We start from the raw sequence: 22,770 nt of genomic DNA on the forward strand, positions 1-22,770 counted from the left end.
TGGTCTGACCGGCAAAACAGCACTCCTTACAATCATAAAAAAATGGATAGCAGTCCGGCAACCGGGCTGCATTTACCTTACGGAGTTTTTATGTCATTCAGTCGACGTCAGTTTCTTCAGGCTTCGGGGATCGCGCTTTGCGCGGGGTCATTGCCGATTGATGCATTTGCCGCCGGGCCGGGTACCCCTTTGCCGGTTCCGCCGCTGGTGGAGTCACGTCGTGGACAGCCTATTTTTCTGACGTTGCAGCGCAGCCACTGGTCCTTCACCGGCGAAGGCAATAAAGCGCAGGTCTGGGGCATCAACGGCCTCTATTTAGGGCCTACGGTGCGGGTCTGGAGCGGCGATGACGTGAAGCTGATTTACAGCAACCGGCTGAACGAACCCGTGGCGATGACCATCAGCGGCCTTCAGGTTCCGGGGGCGCTCTCCGGCGGCGCACCAAGAATGATGTCGCCAGGGGTGGACTGGGCGCCCGTGCTGCCCATCCGTCAGGCGGCGGCGACCTGCTGGTATCATGCCAACACGCCAAACCGCATGGGGCCGCATGTCTATAATGGCCTGGCGGGGATGTGGATGGTGGAAGATGAAGTCAGCAAGGCGCTGCCGGTGCCTAATCACTACGGGGTGGATGACTTCCCGCTGATTATTCAGGACAAACGCCTCGATAATTTTGGCGCGCCACAGTATGACCCGCCAGGCAGCGGTGGCTTTGTAGGGGATACGCTGTTGGTGAACGGTGTGCAAAACCCGTTTGTTGAAGTTTCGCGTGGCTGGGTGCGCCTGCGTTTGCTTAATGCCTCCAACTCGCGCCGTTATCAGCTGCAAATGAGCGACAACCGTCCCTTTAACGTTATCGCCAGCGATCAGGGCTTTTTACCCGCCCCGGTCGCGGTTAATCAGCTCTCGCTGGCGCCGGGCGAACGGCGGGAAATTCTGGTAGATATGAGCCAGGGCGATGAAGTCTCTATCAGCGCAGGAATGGCGGCGGGGATTGTCGATCGTCTGCGCGGCCTGTTTGAGCCTTCCAGCATTCTTACTTCTACCCTGATCCTGACGCTGCGTCCCACCGGGCTGCTGCCGCTGGTGACCGATAATCTGCCGATGCGTTTGCTGGCAGATCAGGTCATTGATGGCAGCATCAGCCGGACGCGTGAATTCAGTTTGGGCGACTCGCTGCCGGGGATCAATGGCGCGTTGTGGGACATGGAGCGCATCGACATGCAGGCGCAGCAGGGCACTTATGAACGCTGGATAATTCATGCCGATCTGCCGCAATCCTTCCATATTCAGGGGGTAATGTTCCTGATCAAGAATGTTAACGGCGCACAGCCGATGGCGGAAGATCGTGGCTGGAAAGATACCGTCTGGGTGGATGGCACGGTGGAGCTGTTCGTCTCCTTTACGCAATCTTCTGCCGAGCATTTCCCCTTTATCTATTACAGTCAGACGCTGGAAATGGCCGATCGTGGCTCTGTGGGTCAGCTACTGGTTCAGCCTGCTCTCTGAGAGGATGCCGGGTATGACGATACGCGAGAAAGAGATTCAGCTTCTGCTGATGAGAAGCTGAGAGAGAAGGGGCAGATAGCCTGCCCCTGAAAGAGGTATCAGTTCAGTTCTTCCGGATTCGGCCCCAGACGGTTACCTTTGTCCAGCGAGGCAATATCGCTGATTTCCGGTTTTTCCAGACGGAAGTCGAACACCTTAAAGTTCTCTTCAATACGTGATGGCGTGACCGATTTCGGGATCACCACCAGTCCACTATCCAGATGCCAGCGAATGACGATCTGGGCCGGGGTTTTGCCATATTTTTTGGCCAGGTTTTTAATAATCTCCTGATCAAATACCCCTTTCCCGCCCTGCGCCAGCGGGCTCCAGGATTCGGTCTGGATCTGATGCATGGCATTCCATGCATGCAGCGTACGCTGCTGGAGCATGGGATGAAGCTCAATCTGATTGATAACCGGACTGACGCCCGTCTCATCCAGCAGACGCTTAAGATGGGTTTCCTGGAAATTACAGACGCCGATGCTTTTGGTCAGCCCCTGTTTTTGCAGTTCAATCATCCCTTTCCAGGCTTCAACAAAGTTATTTTTTGCCGGACATGGCCAGTGCATCAGGTAAAGATCCACACTCTCCAGCTGCAATTTTTGCAGGCTGGTCTCCATTGCCTGCTCTGCATTAAGCTGATCGTCATTCCACAGCTTAGTGGTCACAAAAATGTCATCACGGGCGACATCCGTTTCCTGCAGCGCCTGGCCGATCCCCTCTTCGTTTTTATAAATCGCGGCGGTATCAATAGAGCGATAGCCTACCTCCAGCGCTTTCACTGCGGCTTTACGCGCGTCGTCAATAGTGGCCTGCCAGACGCCAAGCCCAAGCTGCGGCATCATGTTGCCATCGTGGAGTTTAATTATTGGTTGATCTGCCATGATATCTCCTTTGCAACGAATGAACCGGCACCTCTGTACCGGTTAGTGAAACTAAGTCTAGTTGAGATTGCCGTACAGCCTGAAAAATCTTGTCAGCAGAGGAGCGGATCGGCGCTTCCATTCTGGCTTTCGCCATCGCTAAGCTTCGGACGCCCGCCCGCTACGTGCTTGCCCAAACCTCCAGAACACTGGAGAATAGTGGCCTGATTCGCCAGGATAATATTCAGAAACTTCTGAATGGGAGAAGGGAAAATGGATCGCAACGCACTTTGTACGCAGCTGGCCAGGAAGGTAGTGCATCTGGTGACCTCTGGGGCTTCGCCGCTTGCCTCTCTGCCGGACGTTCGTCTGATTTATGCCGATCGGCCCAGCGGACGCACGCCCGTTCTCTACTCGTCCGGCATTGTGATCCTTTTTCAGGGCCACAAAACCGGCTACCTGGGAAACCATGTGTTCAACTACGATGCCACGGAATATCTGATGCTCACCGTGCCGCTCTCCGTGGAGTGTGAAACCTTTGCCACGCCGGAAGCGCCGCTGGCGGGGATCCTGCTCAGTGTCGATCCGGTAAAGCTACAGGATTTACTGATTGATATCGGTGACGATGAGAGCTTTCATCCGGAGCCGCAAACGCGGGGGATTCACTCCTCGCCGCTGACGGAAGAGATGCTCTGCGCGGCGGAGCGCCTGCTGGATGTACTGGCGAACCCGCGAGACGCGCGCGTGCTGGGGCCGCAAATTGTACGGGAGATGCTTTACCACGTGCTGATGGGGCCTTGCGGCGGCGCGCTGATGGCGTTAGTCAGTCGGCATACGCAGTTCAGCCAGATAGCCCGTGCGCTGCGGCGTATTGAGCATCACTATACGGATAACCTGAGCGTTGACCTGCTGGCCGCTGAGGTCAATATGAGTGTCTCCGCGTTCCACCATAACTTTAAGGCTGTCACCAGCACCTCGCCGTTGCAGTACCTGAAAAGTTACCGTCTGCACCAGGCACGCATGCTGATGCTGCACGAGGGGTTAAAAGCCAGCGCGGCGGCGATGCGGGTAGGCTATGAGAGCGCTTCTCAGTTCTCGCGGGAATTTAAGCGCTATTTTGGCGTAACGCCGGGTGAAGAGGCGATGCGGATGCGTCAGTCGGGATAGTTATCAGGCCGGACAGCCCGGCCTGTTTTATGCCGACTTTTTGCGCTTGAAAACCAGCAGCAGGCTGCCAAAGAGTCCGGCACAGAGCAGCACCAGCGGCAGGATCATCAGAATGGCCATCACCTGATCTTCATGGCGTTTAATAAAGGGCACCTGGCTGATGGCATAGCCCAGCGAGACCAGAATGCCGACCCACAGGGTGCCACTCAGCCAGTTGAACAGCTGAAAACGGCCATTCTTCAGGCCAGAAATTCCTGCCATGGTAGGCAGAATAGTGCGGACGAAAGCGAGAAAACGACCAACAAGCAGCGCCATTAACCCGTGGCGGTGGAACAGATTCCAGGCGCGCTGGTGGTACTGCGCGGGAAGGTGCATCAGCCAGCTTTTTACCAGGCGGGTATTGCCCAGCCAGCGGCCCTGCAGATAGCTCAGCCAGCAGCCCAGGCTTGCTGCCAGCGTCAGAATGAGCAGAGTAGGAATAAACTCCATCACCCCTTTCGCAATCATCGCCCCCGCCAGCAGCAACAGGCTGTCGCCGGGCAGAAACGAGGCTGGCAGCAGGCCATTTTCCAGCAGCAGAGTAGTGAACATGATCCCATAGACAATCCAAATGACATCCGGATTGGCCAGCGCCGCAAAATCCTGATGCCACAGCGCCTGAACAATCTCGTGCAATACACCCATTTCATTTCCTGTTTACTGCGTTTATCTGTCGATTGTACGCGCAAAAATTCCGTCACACCTTGATCGCAGGCGCGGATGCCGCGCCGTTGAACTTCTGTTTAGCTTATCTGGCCGGCAAGGCGGTCAAAGCCTGCGGCCAGGTCCTCAAGTAAATCGTCGACGTTTTCCAGGCCCATATGCAAGCGCACCAGCGTACCGGTGAACGCCACCCCCGTTGCTGGCCGGATTGCCGCCAGTTCTTCTGGCTGATTGGCCAGAATTAATGACTCATAGCCGCCCCAGGAGTAGGCCATGCTGAAATGCTCAAAATGGTCGAGATAGTCAGCCAGCTGCCGATCGGTCAGCCGCGCTTTCAGCACAAAAGAGAACAGGCCGCTGCTGCCGGTAAAATCCCGTTGCCAGAAAGCATGCCCTTTACATTGCGGCAGAGCAGGGTGGTTAACTACGGCAACTTCCGGGCGCTCGGCCAGCCAGTTTGCCACTTTAATGCTGCTCTCTTCATGCTGACGAAGACGGACGGCCAGCGTTCTCAGCCCTCTGCTGGCCATATAGGCAGTATCCGCATCGACCATCTGCCCCATCAGATAGGAATTTTCACGCAGTTGCGGCCAGCAGCGCTCGTTGGCGACCGCTGTACCGATCATCGCGTCTGAATGACCAATCAGATATTTGGTGCCAGCCTGAATGGAGATGTCGATGCCGAAGTCCAGTGCACGAAACAGGATCCCCGCCGCCCAGGTGTTATCGATCATGATCACGGCATCAGGGGCTTTGCTGCGAACGGCGGCCACGATCGCCGGGATATCCTGCACTTCCATTGTGATGGAGGCGGGGGACTCAAGGAACACGACGCGAGTAGTTGGCTGCACCAGTTCGGCAATCTCCGCCCCCAGGCAGTGATCAAACCAGGTGGTAGAGACGTTCATTTTGCTGAGAATTTTAGTACAAAAATCCTGAGTTGGCTCATAGACAGAGCCAGCCATCAGCACGTTGTCGCCCGCCGAGACGAAAGCCAGGATCGCATTGGCTACCGCCGCCGCGCCGCAGGGATAAAGTGCACAGCCTGCGCCGCCTTCCAGTTCAGTCATCGCTTCCTGCAGGGAAAAGTGCGTCAGGGTGCCCCGGCGGCCATAAAAAAGCTCGCCATCGGCACGGCCAGCCGTGCAGCGTTTTTTCTCTGCCACGCTGTCAAACACCAGCGAAGAGGCACGCTGGATCACGCTGTTAACGGACCCCTGGGTGTAACGTTTACTGCGCCCGGCGGCAATCAGCGCCGTTTCAATTTTTTTACTGGTCATCGGAAAGCTCTGTGTGCAAATAGCGGGATTTTCTTAACGTTAACACGCCAGGCGCCAGCGGGACATTGCGGGAAAGAGAGAGTGAGAAAGATTCAGTAAAAAGCGCCCTGGAATGCGATAAATCAGTAAATGTGCAAAAAATGTTACCCGGAAAGTAAATAGTAATGATAACCACTATCAATTCAGCACTGATTTGGTATGATCCGCTCTGGTTTTTTTTACCCGTTAATGACGTTGGAGACAGAGCGTGACCAATAATTTGATGCAGACGGATCTCTCCGTCTGGGGCATGTACCAGCATGCGGACATCGTAGTAAAAGTGGTGATGATCGGTTTGCTGCTGGCGTCGGTCGTGACCTGGGCAATCTTCTTCAGCAAAAGCGCTGAACTGAGCGCGGCTAAGCGCCGCCTCAAACGTGAGCAACAGGCGCTGGCTGGTGCTCGTTCGCTGAAAGAAGCGGCTGAAACCTGCGCCACCTTTAAAACTAACAGCCTGACTACCCGGCTGTTGCAGGAAGCGGAAAATGAGCTGGAGCTCTCTGCCGGGTCAGATGACAATGACGGCATCAAAGAGCGTACCTCTTTCCGTCTTGAGCGTCGTGTCGCCTTCTTCAGCCGTCATGCTGGCCGCGGTAACGGATTCCTGGCGACCATTGGCGCCATCGCGCCGTTTGTCGGGCTGTTTGGTACGGTCTGGGGCATCATGAACAGCTTTATCGGTATTGCCCAGACGCAGACGACTAACCTGGCCGTTGTGGCGCCGGGCATTGCCGAGGCGCTTCTCGCGACGGCTATAGGCCTGGTTGCGGCTATCCCTGCGGTAGTTATCTACAATATCTTTGCCCGTATGATCGGCAACTACAAAGCTTCCATGGGAGATGTCGCGGCTCAGATTATGTTGCTGCAGAGCCGCGATCTGGACCTGGCTGCCGGCGGCGCGCAACGTGCGCCAGCACAGAAACTGCGGGTAGGATAAGCACCATGGCTATGCGATTTAATGAAGATCTTGAAAGCAACGGCGAAATGCATGAGATCAACGTCACGCCGTTTATTGACGTGATGCTGGTGCTGCTGATTATCTTTATGGTCGCCGCGCCGCTGGCTACCGTTGACGTTCGCGTTAACCTGCCTGCCTCTTCCAGTGCCCCTCAGCCGCGCCCTGAAAAGCCGGTCTATCTCTCTATCAAAGCGGACAAGCAGCTCTTCATTGGTAACAATGCGGTGACGCCAGAAACGCTGGTAGAGGCGCTGAATGGGCAGACGGAAGGGAAAAAGGAGACCACCATTTTCTTCCAGGCCGATAAGTCAGTGGATTACGAAACGCTGATGGACGTGATGGATAAGCTGCGTCAGGCGGGCTATCTGAAGATTGGACTGATGGGAATGGAAACCACCGGGAAGTAATTCTCGTCTGTTGAAGAAGGGGCCGGTATGCAGATACCGGCCCTTTTTTATTACAGTTGCACCGCCGTAGCACCGCTCTGTTTTGTCTGATACTGCTGGATCAGGCGTTTGATGATCATCGTGCCAATCAGACCGCATACGGCGGCAAAGGTCAGCCAGACACCGGGCATCGCTTTATCCCCTGTGGCGTGGATCAGATAGCTGGAAATCGCTGGCGTAAAGCCGCCGAACAGCGCCGTCGCCAGACTGTAAGCCAGTGAAAAACCGGTAGCACGGACTTCAGCTGGCATCACCTCCGCCAGATAGACCACCATCGCGCCGTTGTAGCTGGCGTAAAGGAAGGAGAGCCACAGCTCAGCTTCCAGCAGGTGCGAAAAGGTTGGGGAACCCACCAGCCAGTGCAGTACCGGCCAGGCAGTGGCAATCATCAGCAAAGTGAAGAGGATCAGAAGCGGACGGCGACCAAAGCGATCTGACATTGCGCCCATAACCGGCAGCCAGATCAGGTTAGATATCCCTACGCATAGCGTGACGAAGAAACTCTGCTTGTCGCTCATCATCAGTACGGTTTTACCGAAGGTAGGCGTGAACGCGGTGATCATATAGAACATCACTGTGGTGGTGACGACCATCAGCATACCTGCCAGCACCAGCGCCCAGTTGCTGGCGACAGAACGGACAATCTCTCTCATGGAAGGATGGACTTTGCGCTGGCTGAAGGCTTCCGTTTCTTCCAGCATGCTGCGGATCCAGAACAGGAAGGGCACGATCAGACAGCCGATCACAAACGGAATACGCCAGCCCCATTCGGTTACCTGATCTTTTGCCAGCAGTTGGTTCAGCGCCAGCCCCAGCAGGGCGGCAAAAATTACCGCAACTTGCTGGCTGCCGGACTGCCAGCTGACAAAAAAGCCTTTGCGGTTCTCTGGCGCGATCTCAGCGAGATAGACCGACACGCCGCCGAGTTCGACGCCAGCAGAGAAGCCCTGCAGCAGACGGCCCAGCAGGATCAGAATGGGCGCAGCGGCCCCCAGCGTGGCATAACCCGGCACCAGCGCAATAGTTAGCGTACCCATAGCCATCAAACCCAGCGTCAACAGCAATCCTTTACGGCGGCCGTGGTGGTCAATGTAAGCGCCGAGCACGATGGCGCCGAGCGGCCGCATCAGGAAACCGGCACCAAACGTCATCAGCGTCAGCATCAGCGAGGCAAAAGGATCATCGCCGGGGAAGAAAGTTTTGGCGATGGCGGTAGCGTAGTAGCCAAACACCATGAAATCGAACATTTCCAGAAAGTTACCGCTGGTTACGTTGAAGATGGTTCTGGCAGAGCCTTGTGGTTTTTTTTGAGGCGTGGAGGGAAAAGTCACGGCAGTTCATCCTTTAGGGTTTTCTTCCGTTTTAGCCTGCTGCCAGGGGGTTTAATGTGATGCCGATCACTGTTAAGCCTGAGATGAGGATACCTTTTCGTAACAAATAATTAACAATAAAGTTGAATGCCTGCTCTCAGTTGCCAGCAATAAACGGGCTTTCGCAGCGCGGTGCTGAGCAGAAAGAGGCCAGGCCTCTTTCTGCCGGGCTGGTTAAAACGAGAGATCCACAACCACGCTGTCGCTGTAGCTGCCTGCCACTGGCGTGCTCTGCGTGGTGAGTATTCGCGCCGTGTAGTTAAATGTGCGCGTCAGGCCATCCGTACTGATGCTGTTAGCGCCGCTACTGGAGACTCTCTCCGTGCCGGTGGGTCCCCAGCGGGAGGTGGTGGCGCTTTTATAGATCTCATAGGCCAGCAGGGTGCTGCCGCTGGCCATATAGCGCTGCGCGCCCACCGCGTGGCTGCCGTTGCTTATCCCTACGGTGTAGGTGCTGCCTTTGGTGCAGATAACATTGATGGATTGCGAAACGGTGTTAAAGCTACTGACCAGCGGTGCGCTGCCGAAGCTGATATTGGGGGCGGTGATAGTGGTGCAGTCGTTAGTAATGATAAGCGTGGTGGTGATGGGAACCGTGCCAGACCCTGTCTGCTGACTCCCCAACAAACATAAACCTAACGCGCCGATGCCCGTACAGATGTTGTAGTTCACCAGAATATTCAGCGTGACGGTATAGGTTCCGGCGGCCACGACCTGACCGGGAACCGTTCTGAGATAGAGAGGAATAGAGAAGTTTTGCCCGCCTCCCACCCCTAAAAGATTGAGTAATTGCGCCTGGCTGTAGGTTGTGGCCGTGCCGCCAATCGACAGCTCGTTGCTGCATGCAGTATTAGTACAAACCTGCACCGGAATCGCGTCCGTGCCGGTACTGATAATTTTCAGCGTGCCACGCGTTCCGCTAAAGAACGTGGCGCTTGCCAGCTGAAGCCTGACATAATCTGTCGAGAGCAGTGAAAGCACGCTACCCGCGCCGCAGTTCACCAGCACGTTGGCGGTAGTGGCGCTGGCGATGGTGTTAACGGCAAAGGAGCTTGCGGTGCCAAAACTTGCCGTCGCGGAGGGAAGCGTACAGGCCGCCCGACCCGGCAAGGTGAAAGCCATTAACAGCAGCAACAGCAGGCCGGAGAGCAATTTTTTCATGGTGGCGTTCCTGAAGAGGGATCGGGAGAGAGTGAACAGGTCAGGGGACCGTAAGTTTCCAGCGATTTCGGGCGTCCACCAGGCACGGCCAGCGCCGCCTCACAGTGGCGGCCATCCGGCGTTTCAGCTCTGAACGGATTCTGGCTGGAGAGATTTTCCATCCAGACCAGACCATCCCAGCCGACATATTCGGTCGCCTGCCCCTCGCGGATTAACTGCGTGGAGACCGGCAGCGGCTGACCGTTCTGATCGTGCAGGATCACGCTGGCGGCACGCAGAGGCTCAACCGGGAAGTGCAGCAGATAGCCGCTGTCGCGTTTAACCGCAAAGCGCTGCTCAACGTGGGAGGTGGTCATATCGGCAGGCAGATCCAGCGTATCGATATCATATTTGGCCGGATACCAGGAGCTGATGCCCGGCACCAGCAGATAGCCCTTATCATCCGTATGGCCCATCAGCTGATTTTCATAGCGAACTTTTATATTGGGGTAATCCGTTTTCACCAGCACGAAGGCGTCGGTGACCTGATTAGCCGCAAACAGGCTGCCATCCATCAGCACCACCGAGCCGGTAATATCGGCCCATTCGGTGCTGTATTCATCGTCGCCATAAAAGCCCGCCGAGGTTTCGATATTGTTATTCCGCCAGCTCAGGCTGCCCTGACGATAATCGCTGCCACTGCTCTGATTCGCCCAGGAGGCATCCCAGGCCAGCCCGCCCTGAGAAGGCATCGCGCGTGAAGCCGTGATACGTTGAGACGTGCCGCCCTGCTGATCCCGCTCCACGCTGACGCTGGCGGTGCCCAGATCGCTGAAGGGGACCAGTAACGAAATAGCGCCAGACCATTCGCCCTGCTGCTGGTCGCGGCTGGCGGAGACATAGAGGCTGCTGTTGCCCCACAGGTTTTTGCTCCAGGAGAGGTTCCACAGCTGCGTGCGGTCGCCGGTGCCGCTGGTAATATCGATAAAAGCCGCGCCGAGGCTGCCGTACTGATTCAGTGAGAGGCTGGCGCTGTACTGGGCGCTGCGACGGCTCAGCGTATATTCCGTCCCGGCCACGCCGCTGTTCCTGTCGCCATACAGCGCCAGATTACCGAACCCTGCGGAGCGCACGATATGCTGCGTGCCGACGCTGAAGCGGCTGTTGTTGTACTGATAGCCCCAGCTGTACTGGTTGCCATGCTCGCCCTGCATCTGGCTTTGCGTCAAAGCTGCGTTAATGACCCCCAGCGAGCCGATGCGTAACTGGCCTCCGGCTCCCCCCAGCGCCAGTGACTCTGCCCCCTCGGCATGACTCTCCAGCGTCAGCCAGTCATTCAGGCCATAACGATAAGAGCCGCTGACCGCCCCCGCGCCATAATCAAAATTCTTTATGCCATAATTTTCACGCAGGGCGCCCGCCGAAAAAGAGAAGTCAGAGAGGCCTGGCTTGAGGAGTTCACTGGAAACGTAAAACGGCAAAGTGGTGGAAACACGACGGCCTACGGCATCCGTCGTGACCACCACCGCATTGCCCGCACCGTTAACAAAAGGCATATTGGTCAGCGACCAGGGGCCAGGCTGAACGCTGTTGGTGCTGTTTTTGTACCCATTGACGAACAGGTCTACGGTGGAAGGCACCGCCGCCTGCCCGGAAAATGAGGGAAGGGGATAGGTGATCAGATCGGGACGTATTGAAAAGTCCCGCCCAATCCGGACCCCGCCCAGCCTGACGCTGTTGCTCCAGGAGAGCGAGTCGGTGGTCAGGTCTCCCACCCGCCAGCTCAGGGAGTGGTTCTCGTTCTGATTGCTCCACCAGGTGTCATAACGCAGATACCCCTCATCCTGAGCGCCGGGCGTGCCGGAAAGCTGCTGCTGATAAACCCCGTTAGTAGCAAATTGTCCCTGGTTGCCAAACAGGCGAAATTCGTTCCAGGCGGAAAGCCGCGTGCCGCTGGCGGAGGTATGGCTGGTATAGAGATCGTAATTGAACAGCGCGCCAGGCGTGGTTCTGCCGGGATAGCGTGGGCCATTACTCTCTTTGCTGGTCAGCGTCTGTGTCGGCAGCCAGCCTGGCGGTACAGTCAGCAAAATACGTTGCCGGCTCTGGTCATACACGGCCTTCACCTCCGCCATAGTGGAGACATCCATTATTGATGAGGTGATTCTGGCGGTGGGGATCCCGGCGCGCTGCAGATCGCCCGCCCGCAGCAGATAGTGATTGTCCCGAAATTCAACCGGCACCACCTGCCCGCTATCCTGGTCGTTCACCACCAGCCCCAGCATATACTGCTGCTGCTGTTGTCCCGGCGTATTCTGTTGCGGTGGCGGCGGTAAAGAGGAATAGGTTTCCGCGCTGCCTGTCAGAGGGAGCAGGCAGCTTATTATGCCGGTAACGGCCAGGGAGCAGCGTCCAACAGACGTAAAGCATCGCCTGCTCATGGCTTACTGTGAAGAACCGGTGCTATGCCAGCTTTTATTATTTTCCAGCTGCGCGCTCAGTTCAGAGCGGTTGGAAGCCGGGAAATTAAGAGGGAAAGTATTGCTGGAGTTTGACAGTACGTAGCCAAACAGGCTGTCAGAGAGCTGCCTTCCTCCTAACGAGACCTTGCTCAGCCGGGCATGGCCGGAGCCGCTGTTAGTGATTTTAATGGCCGATCGGCCGCCCTGATTAACCACTTGCCAACTGAGTTTGGGGCTGGCTGAATCGGCGTTCAGCCCCTGACCATAAGTAAAAAGCGGAACCGAATACCGCATCTGGAAGTTGAGACCAGCCTGGTCTTTGCCCGGCGTCTGCGGCGTAGGGATCTCATCCAGCAACACCCGGTAGGCCATTTCCCGGCCCGGCGGCGGCGGCGTTTGATTAATCAGACGAACCAGCTGCTTCTGGCCCGGCTCAATCCTGACCAGCGGCGGGCTGGCTACCACGGTTTGCTGAGTCTGATACTGCTCCTGCCCGTTCACCTGTTGCCAGGTAAATATCCTTACCTGCATCAGCGTGGTGGCTTCACCGCGGTTTTCCAGCCAAAGCTCAGTGGCTTTATCGCCGCTGTGGATTTTCGGGTCAATGGGCCAGATTAGCACGGAGTTCCCCGCCCGGGCCGGGGTGAGAATTGCCCAGGCGAGCAACCCGGAAAGCAGGCCAGTAAGAAGTCGCGTCTTCATGATTCAATCCTTTTCAAATCCCTGTTTTACCAACTCAACGTCACGGTTAGCGTGTCGCTGTAAGTCCCGGCCCGGTTAACTCCGCTTAGCTGCAGGAGACCGTAAATGGGCAGGGTAATGTTATTCGCATTGCTGTAGGTGAGCGCCACGTTCTGGTTGACCGGAATAGCACTTGCCGCGCTGTGCGTGGCGCTGGTGTAGAGCGTATAGGCGACCAGGTCAGTGTTATTCGCTACTTTCAGGTTGCGGCTGGTACCGTAATTGCCGCCGCCGTTGATGCTCATGTTCAGCGTCGTGCCGGGAGTACAGGCCAGGTTAATGGTGGAACTTTGAACATAACTGGCACTGACTGAACGGCTGCCTACGCCGGGTTGGGTGCCGAAATCCAGCGAGCCAAAAACCCCGGTATTTGTGCCAGAGACCAGACAGCCATTGACAACGGTAGCGCTCACCTGAAAGGTTTGCGTGGGCAGCGACCAGCCCGGATAACTGATGCAGAGCATCATCAGGCCCAGCGCGCCACTCACCCTCCCTGGTCGCATTCCCCACTCCGGCACGTTATATTCCCTGCCTTTTCAGTCAGTAATTTACGGCGACGTTAATGGTATCCGTGTAGGTTCCAGCCGGAATAGCGGCATTGAAGCCCCCGCCAGTGATACGGCCATAGATGGGGTAGTTATCGCCATTCACCGGATCTGTCGTGCCGGTGTTGGCCAGGTTGGTATTATTAGCAATAGGCGTGGTGTAAGAGGTTGTGCCGTACAGGGTATAGGCAATACCTTGCGTGGCATCGCTGCCTAATACCAGATAACGAGGCTGAGCGGTGACGGCGCCAAACACCGTGGCCGGTGCGGCGTTGCTGCTGGTAAGCTGAACATTATAGGTCTGCCCGGTAGTACAGCGGACAAAAATGCCGTTACCCAGCGAACCGACAAGAGTGGCATTCAGGGTATCAAAGGTCGCGGCGCTGCTGCCAAAGTCTAAGGTACCGAAGTTGACGCCGGTGGTAGCAGACTGGCCATTAACCAGGCAACCGGTAGTGAGCACCAGCCGGGCGTTAATGGTTCCCGTTGTGGTGGCGGCAAAGCCAGAAGAGGCCACGCCGAGGCTCAGGCCACAGCCCAGCAGAAAAAGCTTCATTTTCATAACCATTCCTTACTGATTAGACAGATGAACGTGCTTTTTCGCCTGGTGTGAAATTAATATAAGTGAGGCTAAATTAAACAGCTAAAATAATCGATCTCTATCACAATAAATGGCCTGGCCGGGGCTTCAGACATTTGAATTAACAGTTTAGTCTTATTTTTCTTTACTATAGATCAGCATGGACCTCACAGAGAAGCGAAACGCAAAAATAAAGCTTATGGATTACTGAAAAAAAGAAAATTGGCCGGCAAGCCTGCATTCATCGGCTATGACGGTTAAATTGAGAGTTATCTTATTTAAGACTTCTTAAAAAAAAAGAGGCGGTGCTATGTTCGTGCGCAGGTGTCTGTGAGTGGTAAACGATATAAATGACAGGTATATCATTTTGTTAACCGGGTTTATTATCACGGCCTGCTGACTTTATTTTTGCGAGCATAAAGTTGGCTGTTCTTTAGCCGATACCGTGATCGTTGAAAGCGGATTTTTTCAGCAATTTTGTTTAACTACACGGCGCCAGAGATGGCATCAGCACCCGAGATTTTCCTATGCTTATGAGCTCCTACGACCAGCTGCTGGTCATTGTGTCCATTTTTGTTGCCTTTCTGGCTTCCTACACCGCGCTGGATATGGCGGGCAGGGTAGCCACCTCTACGGGCAAAGTTGCTCAAATCTGGCTTATCGGCGGCGGATTCGCTATGGGTGTTGGCATCTGGTCGATGCATTTTATCGGCATGCTGGCGATGAATATGGCGATGGTGATGAGTTACGATCCCACCTTAACCATTGTCTCAATGGTGATTGCCGTGGCGGCCTCTATCTTCGCGCTGTGGATTGTCTGTTATGCCGAGCTACCGCTTCACCGTCTGATGATTGGGGCACTGGTTCTGGGTAGTGGCGTTGTCGCCATGCACTATACCGGCATGGCTGCACTAATGTTTGAGCCGGGTATCCTCTGGAACTGGAACTGGATCATCCTTTCGGTGGTGATTGCGCTGGCCGCCTCCACGGCGGCCTTATGGCTGGCGTTTAAGCTTCGTCAGGGTGGCAGCAGGCTGGCCCTGCTGCGCGTTGGCGCGGCGATGGTGATGGGCGCGGCGATTGCAGGGATGCATTACACCGGCATGGCTGCGGCATCATTCCCCATGGGGAGCCAGGCAACGGAAATGGGCGTTAACAGTAACTGGCTGGCGGTAGTAGTGGTGGTAGTCACGCTGTCGATTCTGGGTATTACGCTGGTTGTCTCCACTCTGGATGCGCGGTTACAGGCACGGACATCGGTGCTGGCTTCCTCACTGGCTGATGCTAACCGTGAGCTGGCTCAGCTGGCGCTCCACGATAACCTTACCCGTCTGCCAAACCGGATCCTGCTGGAAGACCGGCTTGACCAGGCGATGAATAAAGCCGTGCGGGAAGGCACCTCCTTTGCCCTGATGTTTATGGATCTTGACGGCTTTAAGGCGGTCAATGACGCTTTTGGTCACCATATTGGGGACAATCTGCTGATCGCCGTCACCGACAGGATGAAAAATCTGCTGACAGGGCATCATACGCTGGCAAGGCTTGGTGGTGATGAGTTTGTGCTGCTGGTGGAGATCGACGACCCCAACGATGCAGCCAGCGCAGCGGACATGCTGGTGAAAGCTATTGACCGACCGTTTGATATCTCCCGCTATGAACTGGTGGTGTCGCTGAGTATTGGCATCGCCGTTTTCCCCGGTGATGGCGAAGATGAACGCGAGCTGATGTTCAATGCCGATGCGGCGATGTACCACACTAAAAACAATGGCCGTAACGGCTACAGCTTTTTCCAGCCCTCGATGAACACCCTTGCGCAGAACCAGCTTCAACTGATTAACGATCTCTGGTCGGCGCAGGAGCATAACGAACTGCGTCTGTTCTACCAACCAAAATTCTGTGCACCCCAGGGACCAATTGTCGGCTTTGAAGCGCTCATCCGCTGGGAGCATCCGCAGCGCGGCCTGCTGACCCCGGACGTGTTCCTGCCGATTGCTGAGAAAACCGGGCTGATTGTCAGCATTGGTAACTGGGTGATCAATGAAGCTTGCCGTCAGCTGCGTGTCTGGCATCTGCAGGGCAACCCCCACTGGTCGATTGCGGTTAACCTCTCAGCGCTACAGTTTGAGCAACAAGGGCTGGTAGAGACGGTGCTGAAAGCGCTGAAGACTCACCATATTCCTGCGGAATTGCTGACGCTGGAGGTGACCGAGACCACCGCCATGCGCGATCCGGATGAGAGCATTCGTATTCTTACCCAGCTCACCGACCTGGGCGTGAAGGCTTCGATTGATGATTTCGGCACCGGCTACTCAAGCCTGTTGTACCTGAAACGTCTGCCGGCAAGCGAGCTGAAGATTGACCGGGCTTTTGTGAACGAACTGCAGGCGCAGAGTGAAGATGCCACCATTGTCACCGCCATTGTCGCTCTGGCGCAGACGCTGAATCTGAAAGTGGTTGCCGAAGGGGTGGAAACGCCGGAGCAGCAGGCTTTCCTGACCAGCCTGGGCTGTAATTCGCTACAGGGTTATCTGCTGGGGAAGCCGATCCCGCCTGATCAGGTTCCTGGCCTGAAGCACTACGTCGGTGGAATGGAGAGGGAGGTACTGCCTTCGCTTAAAAAAGAGCAGGTAGCGTCGGTGCCGGACGCTGTTTAATCTGCCGCATCGCACCTATAATAGTCGCTGGATACCCAACCTGGATGTGTAACAGTTTTGGCTAAATACCAGCAGCTTATTGATCGGCTCCAGCAGCAGATTTCTCAGGAAATCTGGCTGCCTGGGGAAAAATTGCCCTCCCTGCGTGAGCAGGTGGCCCTGAGCGGCATGAGCCTGATGACGGTGATGCACGCCTATCAGGTGCTGGAGAGCCAGGGCTGGATCCAGTCCCGTCCGCAGTCGGGCTACTACGTTGCTCCGCGTGCGGAGTTTCTCAGCCAGCCCGCCAGCCACCAGAAGGTGCAGCTGGCGGAATCGGTCGATATCAACGAATTTATCTTTGATGTGCTGCAAGCCTGTCGTGACCCGCATATCCTGCCGTTTGGCTCCGCCTTTCCCGACCCCGAACTCTTCCCCCAGCGCCAGCTTATGCGATCGCTCTCTGCGGTTTCCCACACGCTCAAACCAGCCGATGCGCTGAATAACCTGCCGCCCGGTAACGAAGCCTTGCGCAAAACGCTGGCGCAGCGCTATGCCCTGCAGGGTATTCAGGTTTCTCCGGAGGAGATCGTTATCACTAACGGCGCAATGGAAGCCCTGAATCTGAGCATGCAGGCGGTCACGGAACCTGGCGACTGGGTAGCCATTGAGAATCCCTGCTTTTATGGCGCGCTGCAGGTCATAGAACGGCTGAAGCTGAAGGCTGTCGCTATTGCCACTGACCCGCAGCACGGCATGGATCTGGATGAGCTGGAGCGGGCGCTTGAACGCTGGCCCGTTAAAGCGTGCTGGATGATGACCAACCAGCAGAATCCTGTGGGGCATACGCTCAGCAAAGAGAAGAAACAGCGGCTGGTCTCGATCCTGTCGCAGCATCAGGTGACGCTGATTGAAGATGACGTCTACAGCGAGCTGTGGTTTGGCAGTGAAAAGCCGCTGCCAGCGAAAGCGTTTGAACAGCAGCAAAGCGTGTTGCACTGCTCCTCATTTTCGAAAAATCTGGTAGCGGGCTTTCGCGTTGGCTGGGTGGCGGCCGGGCAGCACGCGCAGCGCATCCAACGCCTGCAGCTGATGAGCACCCTCTCTACCAGCGCGCCGATGCAGCTGGCGCTGGCAAATTATCTGCTGACCCGCAGCTATGACAGCCATCTGCGCAGGCTGCGGCTGGTGCTGGAGCAGCGGAAAAATCAGGCGCGGCAGTCGCTGAAGCGCCATCTGCCGGGTGAAGCCAGAATCAATGATTCCCAGGGCGGCTATTTTTTGTGGATTGAACTGCCACGGCAAGTCAACACCACTGAACTCTATTACCGCGCGCTGGATCTTAATATCAGTATTGCGCCCGGTAAGATGTTCTCTTCTGGCGAGCAGTACGCCAACTACTTCCGCTTTAACGCCTCCTGGGAGTGGGGAGAAGTGCAGGAAGCGGCAGTGGCTATTTTAGGGGGGTTAATAGCGGAGATGCTGTGAGGGCGGCCCTCAGCTACGACGTTGCTCTTACTTTAAGAAGGCTTTCAGGCAAGAGAGTAGGTCAGGGCCAGCGAGCTGGCCCTGGCAAAATCAGACGGTAGAAGCGCGTCTCTGACCCCAGGTGAGGTGGTAGACGTCATAAAAATCGACTTTGCCCTTCAGTGAAAGCAGCTTTTTAATACCCTGTTTGACGGAGTCGGTCACTTTGCTGCTGGTGAGGATCTCCTGCACCGCCTGCTCGGAAAGCGTACGGTCATAATACCATTCGCCGTTGTAACAGACGCGCAGATCAAGCGTGTCGATATCCTCAAACCGGTAGCGCGGATTAACATCCAGCAGCATCAGGACGCTCATCAGCAGAACAAAAATCGTCGCGCCCCAGAAGGCAGGCCAGCCCAGGAATTCCGTAGTAAAGATCAGCGCCACGGTAAGCGCATAGCAGACATACATGGATGCCCACAATCCGGGATGATTTTTAAGAAAAGTAAAGCTAAAGCGCGGCTTGTTATCACGCTTCTCTTCGCGGTTTAACGTGTCGATCTCGCGCAGTAATATCTGTTTTACATCTTCCATCTTTTTCACCTCATTCGTGACTTTCACCAGTAGACCACAAAACGCAAACCTTGAGCAGTCACAGTTATTCACCATCTGGCTATAACAGTTTGCCGCTTTCTGTGCTGAGCCAGCTGCGGAAAAATGTTCCTGAAACAGAGCGGGAGCATCAGGCGAGAGCCATTCGGCTTAATTTGAGTTAAGTACCATTAAATTAGTGAGTTATGTGATCGTTCCTCTGCGGGCGACGTTGCAAATTCTCTATTATTTGCCACAATTGATTAACACTTTCACCCTGCTGGAGATGGCGTATGTTGTCGCAATCTGGTTGTATGCTTACTCTGATGTCGTTTGCCGCCGGAACCTTCGCGGCCGGAACCTCTACCAATCCACAATATATGACGTTTCAGCCTGCCAGCGGCGTACCCAATAATCCCCTGCCGTTGATCATCTATCCTCAGGTCGCCTCTGAGGAAGTGGAAGATATGGCTCGCTTTTTTGAAGACCTTTTCGCCAGCCATCAGTGGCTGCCACGCTGGCGTTATCCGGTTTTCCCCTATACCCACTATCATCCCAATACCCATGAACTGCTGGGCATTGCCGCAGGATGGGCGCAGATCCTGTTTGGCGGCGAAACGGGCAGGGCAGTGACCGTCTACGCGGGCGATGCGGTGCTGATCCCGGCAGGCGTAGGCCATCAGCAGCTTGCCGCCAGCGAGGACTTCTTTGCCGTAGGCGCTTACCCTCGCGGGATGCAACCAGAAACCCGCCGTGAAGAGCAGGAACAACTGAACCACTCTGTAGCAGAGATCAGTCGCGTCCCTATGCCGCAGCACGATCCCATTACCGGCGGCGAAGGTGCCGTCACCGAAATCTGGCACCCGTTGGAAAGCCATTAATCGCCTCACTGAAACGCACTGTTTTGGTGCGTTTCAGCTTCCTCGCCCGGTTCCCTCTCTTACATTACGCCTCATGACAGCAATACAGCTCAGGAAGATATTGAAGCCGTAGCAGAGTCGCTCTCCATAGGGCAACTGGCACGGTTTGTGCAGCTCAGTCATGAGTTCACCGACAGTGGAAGGGAAATCATGAATCAAGGCTATCAGGCAGCATCCCCCTTTTATGATGAAATGCTGCTGGGAAACGGTCAGCATCGCCCGCACTATCGCGACTACTGGCACTGGCTGCAAAAAGCCGATCGGGAAGCTATCGCCCGCAAGCGGGAAGAGGCGGAACTGCTGTTTCACCGGGTAGGCATCACCTTCAATGTCTATGGTCAGGATGGCGGCGCCGAGCGGCTGATCCCGTTTGACAGCGTGCCGAGGATCATCCCTGCCAGCGAATGGGCGATGCTGGACAGAGGCATCCGCCAGCGCGTTCAGGCGCTGAACGCCTTTCTGCACGACATCTATCATGACCAGCAGATCCTCAAAGCGGGGATCGTTCCGGCGGAGCAGGTGCTGGTAAACGATCAGTATCAGCCCTGTATGCAGGGCATTAACCTGCACCGTGATATCTATGCGCATATCTGTGGCGTGGATATGGTTCGCAACAGCGACGGTGAATACTACGTGCTGGAGGATAATCTTCGCACGCCGTCCGGCGTCTCCTACATGCTGGAAAACCGCAAAATGATGATGCGGCTCTATCCGGAGCTGTTTGCACAACAGCGCATTGCGCCCGTTGAACGATACCCCTCGCATCTGCTGCAAACCTTGCGTGAAAGCTCGCCAGTAAACGATCCGGTGGTGGTGGTACTGACGCCGGGTCGCTTCAACAGCGCTTATTTCGAGCACAGTTTTCTGGCGCAGCAGATGGGCGTTGAGCTGGTAGAGAGTGCCGATCTGTTCGTGAAGGATGGGGCAGTGATGATGCGTACCACGGCAGGCCCCTGCAAAGTAGACGTGATCTATCGCCGCGTGGACGATGCTTTTCTCGACCCGCTCGCCTTCCGGGCCGATTCGATGCTGGGCGTGCCGGGACTGCTTTCCGTTTATCGCGCCGGAAACGTGGTGCTGGCAAATGCCATTGGTACCGGCGTGGCTGATGACAAATCGATCTATCCTTACGTGCCAGATATGGTGAGGTTTTACCTTGCGGAGGAACCGATCCTCAATAACGTGCCAACCTGGCAGTGCCGCCGGCCTGACGAACTCTCCTGGGTGCTGGCAAATTTGCCAAAACTGGTGGTAAAGGAGGTTCACGGCGCCGGGGGTTACGGCATGCTGATTGGCCCGGTCGCCAGCCAGAAGCAGCTTGAGGCATTTCGGTCGTTGCTGATTGCCAGGCCGCAAAACTATATTGCGCAACATACCCTGGCGCTCTCCACCTGTCCCACTTTTGTGGAACAGGGGCTGGCACCGCGCCATATCGACCTGAGGCCTTTTGCGCTCAGCGGCGCGGAGATCCGCCTGGTACCGGGCGGGCTGACCCGCGTGGCGCTGATGCAAGGATCGCTGGTGGTAAATTCATCGCAGGGCGGTGGCACTAAAGATACCTGGGTTCTGGAGGATGACGCATGCTGAGTCGCACAGCCAGTGGCCTCTACTGGATGGCGCGCTATTTAGAGCGTGCCGAAAATATTGCGCGCGTGCTCGACGTGACCAACCGGCTGTCGCTGATGCCGGTTCGCAGCACCCATGACGACGAACTGCGCGTTCCGCTCACTCTCACCAGTACCGGCGAGCTGTTCTGGACGCTGAATGACCGGTTGGCGATGCCGCAGCTGTTCAACTTTTTTGTCCTTGATGAGCGCAACCCTGGCAGTATTTTTTGCTGCTGGGAAGCGGCGTGGAATAACGCCCATGCGGTGCGCGGCAGCCTCTCCTCCGAGGTCTGGGAAAGCATTAACTCAAGCTGGATAGAGATGCGCAAACTGCGGCGGCAGGGCGTCAGCAGCATCGGTGCCGATGCGTTTTTTGACTGGGTAAAAGAGCGTTCGCACCTGTTTCGCGGCGCAATGTTTGGCACGCTGATGCGCGGCGATGCCATGAGTTTTATCCGGCTGGGCACGCTGCTGGAACGGGCGGACTGTACCGCGCGCCTGCTCGACGTCACGCACGCCCTTACCGAACAGGATGACGACTCGGTGCGGGAATATTACCGGCTGGACACGCTGCTGCGATCCGTATCGGCCCGCGAGGCTTATCACACCATCTATAAACAGGAACTGGTCAGCGACAGCGTTAACGAAATGCTGATCCTGCGTGAAGAAAGTCCACGATCCCTGCGATCCTGTATCGACGAGATCGCCAACCAGCTTAACCTGATTGGCGGAAACGGTGAAAATCGTCCCCGGCGGCTGGTTACCGTACTGGATGCCGGGCTGCGCTTTACTTCTTATGAATCGCTGATCGCTGAAGGGTTGCACAGCTGGCTGCGTCATTTTCTGGGCGATCTGGGCACCATTGCCGAGAGCATTCAACAGACCTACCTGGAGGCGAAATGAAACTCGATATCGCGCATAAAACCTGCTTCAGCTATCAGACGCTGGTAAAGCAAAGCACGCAGTACCTGCGGCTGACGCCACAGAACTCTGTGCACCAGCAGATCCTCTCCTGGGATCTGGTTCTGCCGGAGCAGGCGATCTGTACCACGGACACCTACGGCAACGTGCTGCATGTGCTGACCCTTGATACGCCGCACCAGTCGATTGAAATTGAGGCGCGCGGGGTGGTGGAAATTATGGAGGGTGACAGCTCGACAGATCCCGACAGTTGCCTCTCACCGCTGGTCTTTCTGCGTATCACGCCGCTGACCCAGCCCGACGTCGCCATTCACGATTTTGCTCTGCGCTATTTCCGGCCTGAAGCGCCGCTGGCAACGCTGGAAAGGTTAATGGGAGAACTGCTGGTTAAAATGCCTTATCAGCCCGGCAGCACCACGGTTACTGACAACGCCGCTAAGGTTTTTGCCGCAGGCACCGGCGTTTGTCAGGATCACAGCCACGTGTTTCTGGCCTGCTGCCGCAGCCTGCATATCCCTGCTCGCTATGTGAGCGGATACCTTTATACTGATACGGTTGAACATGTGGCCACGCATGCCTGGGTTGAAGCCTGGGTGGAGGGCAGCTGGCACAGTTTTGACATCACCAATAATACCCGCAGCACGCGCCAGCATCTCAAGCTGGCGGTGGGCGTGGATTATATGGATGCCTGCCCGGTGCGGGGTATGCGGCTGGGCGGAGGCAGTGAGGAGATGTCAGCGGTGGCTGCGGTGCACCTGGTGAATTCGCAGCAGTGATTATTTTATCGGGC

20 protein-coding genes are annotated in these 22,770 nt (G+C 56.0%); 10 read left to right on the forward strand and 10 right to left on the reverse strand.

Going from position 1 to position 22,770, the window contains the following annotated elements:
- The first annotated feature begins 90 nt into the window (after positions 1-90).
- Positions 91-1,509 (forward strand): cell division protein FtsP, encoded by a 1,419-nt coding sequence (gene ftsP / locus SD961_RS05920; RefSeq protein ID WP_318789470.1) that lies wholly within the window; start codon positions 91-93, stop codon positions 1,507-1,509.
- A 98-nt stretch (positions 1,510-1,607) separates the two neighbouring features.
- Here ftsP and dkgA read toward each other — a convergent pair whose 3' ends face one another.
- Positions 1,608-2,432 carry a 2,5-didehydrogluconate reductase DkgA gene (gene dkgA / locus SD961_RS05925; protein ID WP_318789471.1) on the reverse strand — a complete coding sequence of 275 codons (825 nt, stop codon included), beginning with the start codon at positions 2,430-2,432 and terminating at the stop codon, positions 1,608-1,610.
- A 252-nt stretch (positions 2,433-2,684) separates the two neighbouring features.
- On the opposite strand from dkgA, the gene SD961_RS05930 reads away from it, so the two are divergent.
- Positions 2,685-3,578 carry an AraC family transcriptional regulator gene (locus SD961_RS05930; RefSeq protein ID WP_318789472.1) on the forward strand — a complete coding sequence of 298 codons (894 nt, stop codon included), beginning with the start codon at positions 2,685-2,687 and terminating at the stop codon, positions 3,576-3,578.
- A gap of 27 nt (positions 3,579-3,605) precedes the next feature.
- Here SD961_RS05930 and SD961_RS05935 read toward each other — a convergent pair whose 3' ends face one another.
- Both SD961_RS05935 and metC read right to left on the reverse strand, forming a co-directional pair.
- Entirely contained in the window at positions 3,606-4,262 is a 657-nt protein-coding gene (locus tag SD961_RS05935; RefSeq protein ID WP_318789473.1) for a DedA family protein, read from the reverse strand.
- Between the two features lie 98 nt (positions 4,263-4,360).
- Positions 4,361-5,560, reverse strand: a complete 1,200-nt coding sequence (metC, locus tag SD961_RS05940) for a cystathionine beta-lyase (RefSeq protein WP_318789474.1) — start codon at positions 5,558-5,560, stop codon at positions 4,361-4,363.
- Between the two features lie 247 nt (positions 5,561-5,807).
- Here metC and exbB point away from each other — a divergent pair, with 247 nt between their 5' ends.
- Positions 5,808-6,536, forward strand: a complete 729-nt coding sequence (gene exbB, locus SD961_RS05945) for a tol-pal system-associated acyl-CoA thioesterase (protein WP_318789475.1) — start codon at positions 5,808-5,810, stop codon at positions 6,534-6,536.
- Positions 6,537-6,541: 5 nt separating this feature from the next.
- A complete protein-coding gene (gene exbD / locus SD961_RS05950; protein ID WP_318789476.1) occupies positions 6,542-6,964 on the forward strand; it encodes a TonB system transport protein ExbD in 423 nt (140 codons plus the stop codon).
- Positions 6,965-7,014: 50 nt separating this feature from the next.
- Here the strand turns inward: exbD and SD961_RS05955 are convergent, their stop codons facing one another.
- The 6 genes from SD961_RS05955 to SD961_RS05980 all read right to left on the reverse strand — a co-directional run bounded on the left by SD961_RS05955 (position 7,015) and on the right by SD961_RS05980 (position 13,823).
- Positions 7,015-8,334 carry an MFS transporter gene (locus tag SD961_RS05955; protein WP_318789477.1) on the reverse strand — a complete coding sequence of 440 codons (1,320 nt, stop codon included), beginning with the start codon at positions 8,332-8,334 and terminating at the stop codon, positions 7,015-7,017.
- Positions 8,335-8,547: 213 nt separating this feature from the next.
- Positions 8,548-9,534: a spore coat U domain-containing protein gene (locus SD961_RS05960; RefSeq protein ID WP_318789478.1), complete on the reverse strand. Its 987-nt coding sequence runs from the start codon at positions 9,532-9,534 to the stop codon at positions 8,548-8,550.
- Entirely contained in the window at positions 9,531-11,954 is a 2,424-nt protein-coding gene (locus SD961_RS05965; RefSeq protein WP_318789479.1) for a fimbria/pilus outer membrane usher protein, read from the reverse strand. Before SD961_RS05965 ends, SD961_RS05960 begins: the two co-directional genes overlap by 4 nt.
- A gap of 3 nt (positions 11,955-11,957) precedes the next feature.
- On the reverse strand, positions 11,958-12,677 hold the full coding sequence (locus tag SD961_RS05970) for a molecular chaperone (RefSeq protein WP_318789480.1): 720 nt from the start codon (positions 12,675-12,677) through the stop codon (positions 11,958-11,960).
- 26 nt (positions 12,678-12,703) lie between these two features.
- Entirely contained in the window at positions 12,704-13,219 is a 516-nt protein-coding gene (locus SD961_RS05975) for a spore coat U domain-containing protein (protein WP_412916656.1), read from the reverse strand.
- Between the two features lie 37 nt (positions 13,220-13,256).
- Positions 13,257-13,823, reverse strand: coding sequence for a spore coat protein U domain-containing protein (locus SD961_RS05980; protein ID WP_318789481.1), 567 nt, complete (start codon positions 13,821-13,823; stop codon positions 13,257-13,259).
- Between the two features lie 545 nt (positions 13,824-14,368).
- Here SD961_RS05980 and SD961_RS05985 point away from each other — a divergent pair.
- Together SD961_RS05985 and SD961_RS05990 are read left to right on the forward strand one after the other, a co-directional pair.
- Positions 14,369-16,495, forward strand: a complete 2,127-nt coding sequence (locus SD961_RS05985; RefSeq protein WP_318789482.1) for a putative bifunctional diguanylate cyclase/phosphodiesterase — start codon at positions 14,369-14,371, stop codon at positions 16,493-16,495.
- Positions 16,496-16,552: 57 nt separating this feature from the next.
- Entirely contained in the window at positions 16,553-17,962 is a 1,410-nt protein-coding gene (locus SD961_RS05990; RefSeq protein WP_318789483.1) for a PLP-dependent aminotransferase family protein, read from the forward strand.
- Positions 17,963-18,052: 90 nt separating this feature from the next.
- Here SD961_RS05990 and SD961_RS05995 read toward each other — a convergent pair whose 3' ends face one another.
- Positions 18,053-18,535, reverse strand: a complete 483-nt coding sequence (locus tag SD961_RS05995) for a YlaC family protein (protein ID WP_318789484.1) — start codon at positions 18,533-18,535, stop codon at positions 18,053-18,055.
- A gap of 290 nt (positions 18,536-18,825) precedes the next feature.
- Between SD961_RS05995 and SD961_RS06000 the strand changes: the two genes are divergently transcribed.
- From SD961_RS06000 to SD961_RS06015, 4 genes are all read left to right on the forward strand, one after another.
- Positions 18,826-19,413 (forward strand): hypothetical protein, encoded by a 588-nt coding sequence (locus SD961_RS06000; protein ID WP_318789485.1) that lies wholly within the window; start codon positions 18,826-18,828, stop codon positions 19,411-19,413.
- Between the two features lie 189 nt (positions 19,414-19,602).
- On the forward strand, positions 19,603-21,039 hold the full coding sequence (locus SD961_RS06005; RefSeq protein ID WP_318789486.1) for a circularly permuted type 2 ATP-grasp protein: 1,437 nt from the start codon (positions 19,603-19,605) through the stop codon (positions 21,037-21,039).
- Positions 21,033-21,962 carry an alpha-E domain-containing protein gene (locus SD961_RS06010; RefSeq protein ID WP_318789487.1) on the forward strand — a complete coding sequence of 310 codons (930 nt, stop codon included), beginning with the start codon at positions 21,033-21,035 and terminating at the stop codon, positions 21,960-21,962. The genes SD961_RS06005 and SD961_RS06010 overlap by 7 nt, the downstream gene beginning before the upstream one ends.
- A complete protein-coding gene (locus SD961_RS06015; RefSeq protein WP_318789488.1) occupies positions 21,959-22,756 on the forward strand; it encodes a transglutaminase family protein in 798 nt (265 codons plus the stop codon). Before SD961_RS06010 ends, SD961_RS06015 begins: the two co-directional genes overlap by 4 nt.
- Positions 22,757-22,770: the final 14 nt, after the last annotated feature.

The sequence above is a fragment of the Erwinia sp. MMLR14_017 genome, assembly GCF_033657285.1.
Classification (GTDB): domain Bacteria; phylum Pseudomonadota; class Gammaproteobacteria; order Enterobacterales; family Enterobacteriaceae; genus Erwinia.